This is a genomic window from Candidatus Pantoea gossypiicola (assembly GCF_008632075.1).
GTDB classification, from domain to species: domain Bacteria; phylum Pseudomonadota; class Gammaproteobacteria; order Enterobacterales; family Enterobacteriaceae; genus Pantoea; species Pantoea gossypiicola.
On record NZ_VWVM01000012.1, the window covers coordinates 78,542 to 92,384 of the forward strand.

11 protein-coding genes are annotated in these 13,843 nt (G+C 55.2%); 7 read left to right on the forward strand and 4 right to left on the reverse strand.

What is annotated here, in order from left to right:
- Nucleotides 1-23 precede the first annotated feature (23 nt).
- Nucleotides 24-956, reverse strand: a complete 933-nt coding sequence (kdgK, locus tag F3I20_RS15705; RefSeq protein ID WP_150013299.1) for a 2-dehydro-3-deoxygluconokinase — start codon at nucleotides 954-956, stop codon at nucleotides 24-26.
- Between the two features lie 281 nt (nucleotides 957-1,237).
- Here kdgK and pdeH point away from each other — a divergent pair, with 281 nt between their 5' ends.
- Both pdeH and F3I20_RS15715 read left to right on the forward strand, forming a co-directional pair.
- Complete coding sequence (gene pdeH / locus F3I20_RS15710; RefSeq protein ID WP_150013297.1) at nucleotides 1,238-2,011, forward strand: cyclic-guanylate-specific phosphodiesterase; 774 nt, start codon at nucleotides 1,238-1,240, stop codon at nucleotides 2,009-2,011.
- Between the two features lie 63 nt (nucleotides 2,012-2,074).
- Nucleotides 2,075-4,135, forward strand: a complete 2,061-nt coding sequence (locus F3I20_RS15715; RefSeq protein WP_150013295.1) for an AsmA family protein — start codon at nucleotides 2,075-2,077, stop codon at nucleotides 4,133-4,135.
- Here the strand turns inward: F3I20_RS15715 and ppiC are convergent, their stop codons facing one another.
- Entirely contained in the window at nucleotides 4,136-4,417 is a 282-nt protein-coding gene (ppiC, locus tag F3I20_RS15720) for a peptidylprolyl isomerase PpiC (RefSeq protein WP_008926423.1), read from the reverse strand. It lies immediately after the preceding gene.
- A 75-nt stretch (nucleotides 4,418-4,492) separates the two neighbouring features.
- Here ppiC and rep point away from each other — a divergent pair, with 75 nt between their 5' ends.
- Nucleotides 4,493-6,514 carry a DNA helicase Rep gene (rep, locus tag F3I20_RS15725; protein WP_150013293.1) on the forward strand — a complete coding sequence of 674 codons (2,022 nt, stop codon included), beginning with the start codon at nucleotides 4,493-4,495 and terminating at the stop codon, nucleotides 6,512-6,514.
- Nucleotides 6,515-6,556: 42 nt separating this feature from the next.
- On the opposite strand, the gene gppA is transcribed toward rep, so the two are convergent.
- Both gppA and rhlB read right to left on the reverse strand, forming a co-directional pair.
- A complete protein-coding gene (gene gppA, locus F3I20_RS15730; protein ID WP_150037928.1) occupies nucleotides 6,557-8,041 on the reverse strand; it encodes a guanosine-5'-triphosphate,3'-diphosphate diphosphatase in 1,485 nt (494 codons plus the stop codon).
- A 6-nt stretch (nucleotides 8,042-8,047) separates the two neighbouring features.
- Nucleotides 8,048-9,340, reverse strand: coding sequence for an ATP-dependent RNA helicase RhlB (rhlB, locus tag F3I20_RS15735; RefSeq protein WP_150013289.1), 1,293 nt, complete (start codon nucleotides 9,338-9,340; stop codon nucleotides 8,048-8,050).
- 117 nt (nucleotides 9,341-9,457) lie between these two features.
- Here rhlB and trxA point away from each other — a divergent pair, with 117 nt between their 5' ends.
- The 4 genes from trxA to wzzE all read left to right on the forward strand — a co-directional run bounded on the left by trxA (nucleotide 9,458) and on the right by wzzE (nucleotide 13,841).
- A complete protein-coding gene (trxA, locus tag F3I20_RS15740; RefSeq protein WP_003851963.1) occupies nucleotides 9,458-9,790 on the forward strand; it encodes a thioredoxin TrxA in 333 nt (110 codons plus the stop codon).
- A 352-nt stretch (nucleotides 9,791-10,142) separates the two neighbouring features.
- On the forward strand, nucleotides 10,143-11,402 hold the full coding sequence (gene rho / locus F3I20_RS15745) for a transcription termination factor Rho (protein WP_003851960.1): 1,260 nt from the start codon (nucleotides 10,143-10,145) through the stop codon (nucleotides 11,400-11,402).
- 280 nt (nucleotides 11,403-11,682) lie between these two features.
- Entirely contained in the window at nucleotides 11,683-12,762 is a 1,080-nt protein-coding gene (wecA, locus tag F3I20_RS15750; RefSeq protein ID WP_150013287.1) for a UDP-N-acetylglucosamine--undecaprenyl-phosphate N-acetylglucosaminephosphotransferase, read from the forward strand.
- A 5-nt stretch (nucleotides 12,763-12,767) separates the two neighbouring features.
- Nucleotides 12,768-13,841, forward strand: coding sequence for an ECA polysaccharide chain length modulation protein (gene wzzE, locus F3I20_RS15755; protein WP_255467308.1), 1,074 nt, complete (start codon nucleotides 12,768-12,770; stop codon nucleotides 13,839-13,841).
- Nucleotides 13,842-13,843 lie beyond the last annotated feature (2 nt).

Sequence of the window (13,843 nt, forward strand, 5' to 3'; positions counted from 1 at the left end):
TTACGACACCAGCTGCTACAGCATCAGTCAGGCATCACCGCTGCCGGAATAATCGCGCCGCGATGCTGAATCACAGTGCTGGCCGTCAGGTGTCCGCGCTGCGCGGCGGCCTCTGCAGAAGCGCCCGTCAGACGGCGCGCCAGATATCCGGCACTGAATGAATCGCCAGCGGCCGTCGTATCGATCACTTTCTCTTTCGCCAGACGTACCGCAGGCACCTCAATCAGCGGCGCATCGCCGATAGCGACCAGACAGGAGTCTGCACCCCGCTTAATGACGATTTCGCTGGCACCAGCCTGACGGGTACGCGCGATAACGTCATCGAGCGGCTGCTCGCCCCACAGTAGATGTTCATCATCCAGCGTCAGGAAAGCGATATCGGTACAGTTCAGCATGGCGCGATACGCAGCCTGCGCGCTGACGCGATCGGCCCATAAACGCGGGCGGTAGTTGTTATCAAAAATCACCCTGCCGCCATTCGCCCGGCAGCGGGCCAGCAGCGTCATCAGCTTCTCACGGCTTGACGTCGGCAGAATCGCCAGACTGATACCGCTGAGGTAGAGATAATCGTAGTGCGACAGCTGTTCGGCTATCTCTGTGGATTGCGGGCTGTCGAGCCAGTAACGCGCGGCAGCATCGCTGCGCCAGTACCAGAAGGTACGCTCGCCGTCGGCATCGGTTTCAATCACATACAGGCCCGGCATCTTATTATCGAGGCGCTGAATCAGGTCAGTATTCACCTTCTCCTGCTGCCAGGCTGCGATCATCTGATCGCTGAACGAATCCGTCCCCAGCGCGGTAACGTAATCGACCCGTAACTGCGGCTCATCAACCTGGCGGGCAAGATACACGGCCGTGTTAAGGGTATCGCCGCCAAAGCCCCGCTTAATGTTGTCACCCTTTTCGGACAGCTCAATCATGCATTCGCCGATGATGGCGATTTTCTTCTGCGTCATGGTTTCAGACCTGTAGTGAAATATCGCCTTAGTCTCGCGTCTGGTATGGCAGACGTCAATGGTTTTAAAACGGTGTTTTAATTTAACTTAAGGTGCTGAAAGGCCCCGATCCGGGCAATAAGAGCGGCTAATTTTGGCCTGTTTTACCGATTATGCTAACGAAGCGGCTGGTAAACTCTCCGTTTTCATACGGCCGCCCCATTCATCTCATTTTCACAGGCATTTACGATAATCGCTTCAGTCTCCCGTTTTGGGGACGTGTTACCAACCAGGAAAATAGCATGGTGATGGAGAGTATTAGCCAATGGCTGCCGTCTTCAACCGACCTTAATCTCCACACGGAAACGCCGCTCTTCTGGCAACAATGTCATCGACGCTATCGGTTTCAGCCGATTTATCGGGTAACCGGTCGGTTACTGGCCATTGAACTGCTGACCGCCGTTTATCATCCCATGGCACCGGAGCGGAATCTCTCGCCTGAAGCCTGGTTTGCCGGACTCGACATCGCTCAGCGCCTGAACGTCGTGTATGAGCAGCTTGAACTTCTTGCCGAATGGACTGCATTTTTCGAGCACAATGATGTGGTCGCTTCGGTCAACATCGACGGTCCCTCACTGCTCGCCATTCAGCACCGACCCGCTATTCGTCGTCTCATTGCCGGCCTGCCATGGATACGCTTTGAACTCACCGAGCACCAGGCGCTGCCGCAGGAGGAGAAAGTAGCGAAAATACCTGAACTGGGGCCGCTGTGGCTGGATGACTTCGGTTCCGGTATGGCGAATTTCTCGGCGCTGACTGAACTGAAATATGATTACATCAAGCTGTCGCGCGACCTTTTTAATATGCTGGGCACCACCAATGAAGGGCGCAGCCTGTTTTCGATGCTGCTGGCACTGATCAATCGTTACTGCAACGGCGTCATTGTTGAAGGGGTGGAGACGGAAGCGCAGTGGCAGCAGGTTAAAGCATCCCCCGCTATCGCGGCCCAGGGCTACTACTTTTCGCGGCCTGTCCCATTTTCTGAACTGAATCATCTCACTATCCAGCTTCCCTGATGCCGTTGCTCGCCGTCTCGACTATCTTTAACGCAGACCGTGAATGTGCAAGGAGAAAGCGTAATGTCGCGTACCGGTAAAATAGTCAGCTGGGTAGCAGGAATTCTGGTGTTATTCATCGTGGTGATTATCGTCGTCATCGCCACCTTTGACTGGAATCGCCTGAAACCCACCATCAATCAGAAAGTCTCTACCGAATTAAACCGTCCCTTTGCGATACGGGGAGATTTGGGTATCGACTGGGCAAGAAATCGCGACGAGGCAGGCTGGCGGCGCTGGGTGCCGTGGCCGCAGGTGCACGCGGAAGATATTATGCTGGGCAATCCGCCAGACATTTCTGACGTCACCATGGTGCATCTGCAACGTGTGGATGCCACGCTGTCACCGCTGTCGTTGCTGCATAAAGAGCTGTTCATCCCATGGATTAAGTTGCAGCGGCCCGATGCGCGCCTGATTCAGACGGCGGATAAAAAGAATAACTGGACGTTTGATCTCGCCGGTAGTGACAAGGATGACAGGAACAGCGCGCCCTCGGCTTGGTCCTTCCGGCTGGATAATATCCTGTTTGATCAGGGGCAAATCCGCTATCGCGATGCGGTTAACCGCGCCGATGTCACGGTACAGGTGAATCCGCTGGGCAAACCGGTGCCCTATGCGCAGATTGCCGGCGGTGACGATCAGCAGAAGGGCGCGGGAGACTTCGTCTTTGGCTGGCAGGCCAGTGGCACCTACAACAATGAAAAGCTCAGCGGTGAAGGCAAGATTGGCGGCATGCTCTCGCTGCGCAGCCAGAACACCCCTTTCCCGGTGCAGGCCGATGTGCGAAACGGCACCACGCGGGTTCAGGTAACGGGGGGCGTGCAGGATCCGATGAACCTCGGCGGGCTGAATGTGCGACTGCGCTTCTCGGGCGATACGCTGGCGAATCTCTACGGGCTGACCGGCGTCCTGCTGCCTGACACACCCCCTTATGAAACTGACGGCCATCTGATTGCGAAATTCAATGGCGAAAAAGGTGCGGTCTACCGCTATGAGAAATTCAACGGACACATTGGCGACAGCGATATTCATGGCTCCCTGATTTACACGCAGGGCAAACCCCGTCCGACGCTGACCGGCGAACTGACCTCAGAGCAACTGCGTATGGCCGATCTGGGGCCGCTGATTGGTGTGGATTCCGGCAAAGGCAGTGAAAAAACCGCGCAGGCCAAAGCCCGTCGCGGTGAGAAATCGAATCAGCCCGCCGACCGCGTGCTGCCGCACGATAAATTTGAGACCAAAAACTGGGACGTGATGGATGCCGATGTGAAGTTCAGCGGCAAACGAATCGAACACAGTAATTCCCTGCCGTTAAGCGATCTCTACACCCATTTACAGCTGAAAAGCGGCGATCTGCTGCTGGATCCGCTGCGTTTTGGTGTGGCAGGCGGCAATCTCAACAGCACCATCCGGCTGGAGGGCGATCGCTCGCCGATGCGTGGCCGGGTTGACCTTCATGTACGTAAGCTGCAGCTGCGTCAGCTCTTTCCGACGGTGGACGCAATGAAGAACAGCCGTGGTCAGCTCAATGGCGATGCCAGTTTTACCGGCACCGGTAACTCCGTGGCCGATCTGCTGGCGACCAGCAACGGTCAGCTTAAGCTGCTGATGAATGATGGGCTGATCAGTCGCAGCCTGATGGAGATTGCCGGACTCAACGTCGGTAACTACGTGGTGGGCAAGCTGTTTGGCGATGACCAGGTGCGTATCAACTGCGCTGCGACCGATCTCAGACTGCAGAATGGTGTGGCGACCCCTAACCTGTTTGTGTTTGATACCGAGAACGCGATTATCAATGTGTCAGGTAACGCCAACTTCGCCAGTGAGCGGCTGGATCTGTCGGTAAACCCGGAAAGTAAGGGCATTCGCATCGTGACGCTGCGCTCCCCGCTCTACGTGCGCGGCACCTTTAAAAATCCTGATGCAGGCGTGAAAGCAGGGCCACTGCTGGCCCGCGGTGCTGCTGCTGTGGCACTGGGTGCGGTCGTCGGCCCGGCAGCGGCGCTGCTGGCCATGATCTCGCCAAGTGATAACGAAGACAACCAGTGCAGCACCGTCCTGCAGCAGATGAAACAGAAGAAGTGATTAGTTGCGGTAGAGCACTTTGATAATGTGATAACCAAAGCCGGTCTTTACCGGCCCGTAAGGCGTCAGCAGCGGGCAGGTAAAGACCGCTTTATCAAAGGCCGGCACCATCTGTCCCTGCCGGAACTCGCCCAGATCGCCCCCCTTCCGGCCGGAAGGACAGGTAGAGTGCTTCTTTGCCAGCTCCTGAAAATTGCCGCCTTTCGCCAGTTTCGCCAGAATCTCTTTTGCCAGCGCTTCCTCTTTGACCAGGATGTGTAAAGCCGCCGCGGTTTTCGCCATGTTGGTATCTCGGTTGTGTATAATTGCCGCCCAGTATAAACCCCTTTCTTTTGATTCAATCAGGCGATTTCTTTTATGCGTTTAAACCCCAGCCAACAACGTGCCGTCGAATTTGTTACCGGTCCCTGTCTGGTGCTGGCGGGCGCGGGATCGGGCAAAACCCGCGTGATTACCAATAAAATCGCCCATCTGATTCGTGAATGCGGCTATCAGGCGCGCCACATCGCCGCAGTAACCTTTACCAATAAAGCCTCGCGCGAAATGAAAGAGCGTGTGGCGCAGACGCTGGGCCGCAAAGAGGCGCGCGGTCTGCTGATCTCGACTTTCCATACGCTGGGACTGGAGATCATCAAGCGCGAGACGGCGGCACTGGGCATGAAGTCCAACTTCTCACTGTTCGACGATCAGGATCAGCTCGCCCTGCTGAAAGAGCTGACCAGAGAGTGGCTGGAAGAGGATAAGACGCTGTTACAGCAGCTCATCTCCACCATTTCGAACTGGAAAAATGATCTGATCGATCCGCAGGGTGCCGCCGCGCTGGCGCGCTCGCAGCAGGATAATATCTTTGCCCACTGCTATGCCCTCTACAGCCAGCATCTTAAGGCGTGCAACGTACTGGATTTTGATGACCTGATCCTGCTGCCGACGCTGCTGCTACAGCGTAATCAGGAAGTGCGCGAGCGCTGGCAGCAGCGTATCCGCTATCTGCTGGTGGATGAGTATCAGGACACCAACACCAGCCAGTATGAGCTGGTTAAGCTGCTGGTTGGCGCACGCGCGCGTTTCACGGTGGTCGGCGACGATGACCAGTCGATCTACTCGTGGCGTGGCGCACGGCCGCAGAATCTGGTGTTGCTGAATCAGGATTTTCCGGCGCTGGAAGTAGTAAAGCTGGAGCAGAACTACCGCTCTTCGCAGCGCATACTTAAGGCGGCGAATATCCTGATTGCCAATAATCCGCACGTCTTTGAAAAGCGGCTGTTTTCAGAGCTGGGGCAGGGCAGCGAACTCAAAGTGGTGACCGCCAACAGCGAAGAGCATGAGGCAGAGCGGGTCACAGGCGAATTGATCGCGCATCACTTTATTAACCGCACGCAATACAAAGATTACGCGATTCTCTATCGCGGCAACCATCAGTCACGGACCTTTGAAAAGTTTCTGATGCAGAACCGCATTCCTTATCGTATTTCTGGCGGCACCTCGTTCTTCTCACGGCCGGAGATTAAAGACCTGCTCGCCTATCTGCGCGTGCTGACTAACCCTGAGGATGACAGCGCATTTCTGCGCATCGTCAATACGCCGCGCCGCGAGATTGGCCCGGCCACGCTGCAGAAGCTCGGTGAATGGGCCAACCTGCGTAGCAAAAGTCTGTTTAACGCCAGTTTTGATGTCGGGCTGGGGCAGACGCTGAGCGGCCGTGGTCTGGAGCATCTGCAGCGCTTCACCCACTGGCTGAATGAGATTATCCAGCTGAGCGAACGTGAGCCGGTGAACGCCGTCCGCGATTTGATTCGCGGCATCGACTATGAAAGCTGGCTGTTTGAAACCTCCGGCAGCCCGAAAGCTGCCGAAATGCGGATGAAAAACGTCAATACGCTGTTTCAGTGGATGACTGAAATGCTGGAAGGCAGCGATATCGATGTGCCGATGACGCTGGCGCAGGTGGTGACGCGCTTTACTCTGCGCGACATGATGGAGCGCGGTGAAAGCGATGAAGAGCTGGATCAGGTGCAATTGATGACGCTGCACGCTTCTAAAGGTCTGGAGTTCCCCTATGTATTCCTGGTGGGCATGGAAGAGGGATTGCTGCCGCATCAGAGCAGTATCGATGAGAACAACATCGAAGAGGAGCGTCGCCTGGCTTACGTGGGGATCACAAGGGCGCAGAAAGAACTGACTTTCACCCTGTGTCGCGAACGCCGGCAGTATGGCGAGTTAATCCGGCCTGAACCGAGTCGTTTCCTGCTGGAGTTGCCCCAGGACGATCTGCAATGGGAGACCGAGCGCAAAGTGGTCAGTGCGGAAGAGCGGATGAAAACCGGGCAGAGTCGGGTCGCCGGGTTGAGAGCGATGCTGGATAAGGCGAAGAAGAGTTAAACCTCGCAGGAGGCGAAGGAGATTCGCCTCACGCGGGTGCCATTACGACAGGGTTAACAACCAGTGGACGTAAGACTGATAGTGGCTTTCCTGCTCCAGCAGTTCGCTGCGCAGCGGATGCGCCTCCAGCCAGCCTGCGGGCAGGGTCAGATGCAGGGCATCATCGTCTGCCAGTAGCCGCACTGCAGGCAGGGTGTCATCGCGACGGCGGGTGGAGAAAATAATCGCCAGCCGCAGCAGACGGCACATCCGTTCCGCCAGGCGCGGCGGCAGCGCGTTTTGCTGAGTCAGCAATGCCAGATCGATGCTGCCGCTCTGATTTTGCAGTAAACAGGCCAGCAGCTTCTTCTGCGCCGGTGTGAAGCCAGGCAGATCGAGGTGACGCACCAGATATGCCGCGTGCTGCGGCGCATGACGGAAGTCGACGCTCAGGCCAATTTCGTGGATCGCGCAGGCGCTGAGCAGCAGCTCACGACAGCGCTGATCCAGCTTCCACGGCGTGGAAACCTGACGGAAAAAACTTTCTGCCAGCTGACGCACGCGGTCTGCCTGTTCGACATCGATGCTGAAACGGCGCTGGACGTTGTGCAGCGTGCGGGTACGGATATCGCGGTCAACCGGCAGGTGCAGCATGCCGTAAACCAGCCCTTCCCGCAGTGCGCCGCCCGCCAGCGTCATGCTATCGATGCTGAGCGCCTGGAAGATAGCGATCAGGATCGACAGGCCGCTGGGGAACACCAGTGCCCGTTCCAGCGTCAGTCCTTCAATTTCCAGCTCTTCCAGTTTGCCGCACTGAATGGCACGCTGCTTCAGTTGCTGCAGTTTATTCAGCGTGATGCGCTCATCCATACCCTGCGCCACCATGATCTCCTGCAGCGCCTGAACCGTGCCGGATGCACCGACACAGGCCTCCCAGCCTTGCGCACGCAGCTGCGCGGCAATCGGCTGGATCATCTCACGGGCCGCCTGTTCAGCCTGGTCGAAGTTCTCTTTTGCCAGATGACGATCGCTGAAGAAGCGCTCCAGCCACGTCACACAGCCCATCGACAGGCTGAACAACACTGATGCGTGTGAGCCGTCGCCGGTAGCCAGTTCGGTACTGCCGCCGCCGATATCGACCACTAAACGCTTGTCGGAACCGCCGGTGGTGTGGGCCACACCCTGATAAATCAGACGCGCCTCTTCTTCACCGCTGATGACATTAATGGTACAGCCGAGGATCTGCTGGGCGGTGTCGAGGAAGGTCTGCGCATTGGCAGCCAGACGCAGCGTGGCGGTCGCCACCACACGAATCTGATCGGGGGGAATATCCTGCAATTGTTCAGAGAAGAGTCTGAGGCATTGCCAGCCACGCGACATCGCATCGGCTGACAACAGGTTATTTTTATCCAGACCGGCAGCAAGGCGAACCTTGCGCTTAATTTTTGCGACGGTCTGAATACTGCCAGAGACTTCGCGCACCACCAACATATGAAAGCTGTTAGACCCTAAATCGATCGCTGCATAAAGTGACGACGCGCTGAGCATGGTGGCCTAACCTGAACGTTTGCGGTTGTTGTTGCGTGGAGCACCGCGACGATTGGCGTTATTCCCTCCGCGACGCTGACCATTGCCGGTACGGCTGCGTTGCAGACGCTTTGGCGGCGGTAAATCGGTCAACAACGCCTCGCTGCTGTACTTGCTGACCGGAATGCTGTGGCCAATGTACTCTTCAATTGAAGGCAGGTTCAGCGCGTACTCTTCACAGGCCAGACTGATAGAGTGTCCGCTGGCACCGGCACGACCGGTACGGCCAATGCGGTGAACGTAATCTTCACAGTCATCTGGCAGATCGTAGTTAAAGACGTGCGTTACAGCCGGAATGTGCAGACCGCGAGCGGCCACATCGGTGGCGACCAGAATATCCACATCACCTTTAGTGAAGTCATCCAGAATGCGCAGGCGCTTCTTCTGAGCCACGTCGCCGGTCAGCAGACCAACACGGTGTCCATCGGCAGCCAGGTGGCCCCAGATATCTTCACAGCGGTGCTTGGTGTTGGCGAAGATAATGGCGCGATCGGGCCACTCTTCTTCCAGCAGGGTCTGCAGCAGGCGCATTTTCTCTTCGTTTGACGGATAGAAAAGCTCTTCCTGAATGCGATGACCGGTTTTTTGTTCCGGTTCCACTTCTACATATTCAGCACTGTTCATGTGCTCAAACGCCAGTTCACGGACGCGGTAAGAGAGCGTCGCCGAAAACAGCATGCTCAGACGCTGCGTAGCAGGCGGCATGCGACGGAACAGCCAGCGGATATCTTTAATAAAGCCGAGATCGAACATGCGATCGGCTTCGTCCAGTACCATGACCTGAATGGCACCGAGGTTGACATGATTCTGCTTCGCGTAATCGATCAGACGGCCGGTGGTTGCCACCAGAATATCAACGCCCTGCTCCAGCACTTTCAGCTGTTTGTCATAACCGTCTCCGCCATAGGCGAGACCCAGTTTCAGGCCGGTTGAGGCGGTAAGGGGTTCGGCATCCGCATGAATCTGCACAGCAAGTTCACGCGTCGGCGCAAGAATTAAAGCCCGTGGCTGGTTAACCTGACGACCTTCCGCCGCAGGATGAGAGAGAAGATGATGAAACGTTGACGTCAGAAACGCCATCGTTTTGCCGGTACCGGTTTGCGCCTGGCCTGCAACATCACGCCCTGAAAGCGTAAAAGGCAGAGCTAACGCCTGAATCGGCGTGCAGTATTGAAAGCCTTTACTATCAAGGGCTTCCACCACTTTTGGGTGCAGGGCGAAGTCGGAAAACTTCTGTTCAGTTAAGTGTGTTTTGCTCATAGTGTGGTAGAATATCAGCTTACTATCGCTTTACGAAAGCGTATCCGATGAAATAAAGTCAACCAACATTGGTATATATTACGCCAATTCGCCAGGCATAATCTTGTGGAGTAAAACATGAGCAGCGATAAAATCGTTCATCTGACTGATGACAGTTTCGACACCGACGTGCTGAAAGCCGACGGCGTTACACTGGTAGATTTCTGGGCTGAATGGTGTGGTCCTTGCAAAATGATCGCGCCCATCCTTGATGAAGTTGCAGAAGAGTATGATGGCAAGCTAACCATCGCTAAGCTGAATATTGATGATAACCCAGGCACGGCACCGAAATACGGCATTCGTGGTATCCCGACGCTGCTGCTGTTTAAAAATGGCGAAGTCGCCGCGACCAAAGTGGGCGCGCTGTCTAAAGGCCAATTGAAAGAGTTCCTGAACGCCAACCTGGCGTAATTCAGGGCTGAACGTCTGGCAGTGGTGAATTTATCTCCTGCTGCTGGACGTTCGCTTTCGGGCGTGCTAAGTTACTCATACTGCATTACGAACTTACCTTGTAGTTTGCATCTAAAAGTTTTCCCTTGGTGAACCCTGTCGCCCTGTACCTTATAAAGATAGAACGGTTCAGCAATCTTACGGTTAGCTCCAACTCTGGCATCACATTCGGACATCTGCCTGCATACCGATCGCCATTTCATACGATGATCGTCGGGAAGAGCCGAAAAGAGCCATTAACGGCATGGATTAATTGCCATACCACTCACGACAAACATTCCGAGTATTACCCCGAGTTTAAGAACCCATCACTATGAATCTTACCGAATTAAAGAATACGCCGGTTGCTGAGCTGATTACTCTCGGCGAAAATATGGGGCTGGAAAATCAGGCTCGCATGCGTAAGCAGGACATTATCTTTTCAATCCTGAAGCAGCACGCGAAAAGCGGCGAAGACATCTTTGGTGATGGCGTGCTGGAGATTCTTCAGGATGGATTTGGATTCCTCCGTTCCGGAGACAGCTCCTACCTCGCCGGCCCTGATGATATCTACGTTTCCCCCAGCCAAATCCGCCGCTTTAACCTCCGCACTGGTGACACTATCTCTGGCAAAATCCGTCCACCAAAAGAAGGTGAACGTTATTTTGCGCTGCTGAAAGTTAACGAAGTTAACTACGACAAGCCGGAAAACGCGCGTAATAAGATTCTGTTCGAAAACCTCACGCCGCTGCACGCAAATAAACGTCTGCGTATGGAGCGGGGTAATGGCTCAACGGAAGATTTAACCGCTCGCGTACTCGATCTGGCATCGCCGATCGGTCGTGGTCAGCGTGGTCTGATCGTGGCACCGCCGAAAGCCGGTAAAACCATGCTGCTGCAAAACATTGCGCAAAGCCTGGCGTACAACTACCCGGATTGCGTGCTAATGGTGCTGCTGATTGACGAGCGCCCGGAAGAAGTGACCGAGATGCAGCGTCTGGTTAAAGGTGAAGTTATTGCCTCAACCTTCGATGAGCCCGCATCGCGCCACGTTCAGGTTGCGGAAATGGTGATCGAGAAAGCCAAGCGCCTGGTTGAGCATAAAAAAGATGTCATCATCCTGCTCGACTCCATCACACGTCTGGCACGTGCCTACAACACCGTGGTACCTGCTTCAGGTAAGGTCCTGACGGGTGGTGTGGATGCCAACGCCCTGCATCGTCCAAAGCGTTTCTTTGGTGCTGCACGTAACGTGGAAGAGGGCGGAAGCCTGACCATCATCGCGACCGCGCTGGTTGATACCGGTTCGAAGATGGATGAAGTCATTTACGAAGAGTTTAAAGGTACCGGTAACATGGAACTGCATCTCGCCCGTAAAATTGCTGAAAAACGCGTCTTCCCGGCGATTGATTACAACCGTTCTGGTACGCGTAAAGAAGAGCTGCTCACCTCTCAGGAAGAGCTGCAGAAGATGTGGATCCTGCGTAAAATTATTCACCCAATGGGCGAAATCGACGCAATGGAATTCCTCATCAATAAGCTGGCGATGACCAAAACCAATGATGAATTCTTCGATATGATGAAGCGTTCTTAATCCGATACTGCCAGGCCGGACCACAGATTCGGCTTTTTTAGTTCAAATGCGCAGAAAATCGACCTTACGCCACGTCCCGACGTGGCGTTTTTCATTTGTGAGCTATAGGATTGAACACTGGCAGGAGCATTTATAATGACTGTGGTAGTGATGGCGAATTTATGACCGTTCGTCTGTCTCTTTATGCAGAATTCGGAATCCGACACAGCACCAGGCGCGCTTTTTCGCGTATTGTGGTGCGGGATGTTAGCTGAGAGCGTTTAACGTGAATTTACTCACTATGAGTACTGAGCTTGGTTTAATTTTTCTCTTTTCCCTGGCTTTCCTCTTTTTTGCTCGAAAAGCAGCTAAAAAAATTGGTTTGGTTGATAAGCCTAACTCACGTAAACGCCATCATGGCGCGATTCCGTTGGTGGGCGGCATCTCCGTGTTTGCAGGTATCTGCTTTACGTTTGCCATTACTAACTACTATCTGCCACATGCGCTGCTCTATCTCGGCTGCGCCGGTGTGCTGGTGCTGGTCGGGGCGCTCGACGATCGCTTTGATATCAGCGTTAAAATCCGCGCGGTGGTGCAGGCGCTGGTAGCTGTTGTCATGATGGTGGGGGCAAAACTCTATCTGCTGAGTCTGGGCTTTATCGTCGGTCCGTTCGAGCTGATCGTGGGGCCCTTTGGCTATGTGCTGACGCTGTTCGCCGTCTGGGCCGCGATTAACGCCTTTAATATGGTGGATGGCATTGACGGTCTGCTGGGCGGCCTCTCCTCAGTGACCTTTGCCGCCATGGGCATCATCCTCTATTTCGACGGCCAGACCAGCCTGGCGATGTGGTGCTTTGCGATGATTGCCGCCACGCTGCCCTATATTCTGCTTAACCTCGGCTTCCTCGGGCGTCGGTTTAAAGTCTTTATGGGTGACGCCGGCAGCACCATGATCGGCTTCACCATCATCTGGATTCTGCTGGAAACGACGCAGGGTCTGAGCCATCCCATCACGCCAGTGACCGCCCTCTGGCTCATCGCCATTCCCCTGATGGATATGGTGGCGATTATGTATCGTCGCCTGCGCAAAGGCATGAGCCCGTTCTCGGCTGATCGTCAGCACATCCACCATCTGATTATGCGTGCCGGTTTTACCTCGCGTCAGGCCTTTGTCCTGATTACCGTTGCGGCGGCCATCCTCGCCGGTATCGGTGTTCTGGGTGAATATCTGGCATTTATCCCGGAGTGGGTGATGCTGCTGCTGTTCCTGGGCGCGTTTATGGTTTATGGCTACTGCCTGAAACATGCGTGGCGTGTGGCGCGACGCTTACGGCGTATCAAGCGTCGTCTGAGCCATCATCGAGAAGCAAAAAATAAATGAACCCGATGCTGAAAAAGGATACCTCTGCCATGCCTGCTGACGTTGTGGATAACGAACTGGATATTCGCGGCCTGAGCTGCCGTTTATGGCGTGGTAAACGCTGGATTGTCGGGCTGGCACTGCTGTTTGCCCTGATCGCCTGGCTGGCTACGCTACTGCTAAAACAGGTCTGGAGCACCACAGCGATTACCGATCGCCCGACGGTGAACATGCTGGGCTCTTACTATGCACAGCAGCAGTTCCTGACCAATCTGGATGTCCGCAACAATGCCCTGACGCTGGCTGCCCCGTCACCGACGGTGATGGATCAGGTTTATCAGGAGTTCACCATGCAGCTTGCCTCCTGGGATACGCGTCGGGAGTTCTGGCAGCAAACGGATTACTACAAGAACCGTAAAACCGGCAATGCGCATAACGATGCCGCGCTGCTCGACGATTTGATCGCCAACATCCTGTTCACGCCCGCTGACGCGGCACATAATCTGCCCGATAACGTCAAACTTAAAGCGGAAACCGCGGGCGACGCCAACAATCTGCTGCGTCAGTACATCGCCTACGCCAGTGAACGCGCCGCGCGTCATCTGAATGATGAGTTAAAAGGGGCCTGGCGGGCGCGTACCGATCAGTTGCAGGCGCAGGTGAAACGTCAGGAAGATGTGGCAAACGCAGTCTTCCAGCGCCAGCAGCATCGGCTGGAGCAGGCGCTGAAAGTCGCCAGCCAGCAGGGAATCAACGAGAAACAGACGCGCGAAGCGGGTGAGAATCTGGCAGACAGCGATCTGTTCCTGCTGGGTCAGCCCGTTTTACAGGGACAGCTCGATACCCTGCGTGCCACCGGTCCGGGGTTTGATATCAGCTATGATCAGAACAGAGCAATGCTGACCACGCTGCAGACCGGGCCAAAACTGAACAGCCAGTTCCAGACCTACCGTTATCTGCGCACGCCGGAAGAGCCGGTATCACGTGACAGTCCGCGACGTCTGTTCATGATGATTATGTGGGGTGCCGTTGGGGCATTAACCGGCGCGGGTGTGGCGCTGGCACGTCGTCCGCGTCTGATGTCAGACACGCATGATTGAGA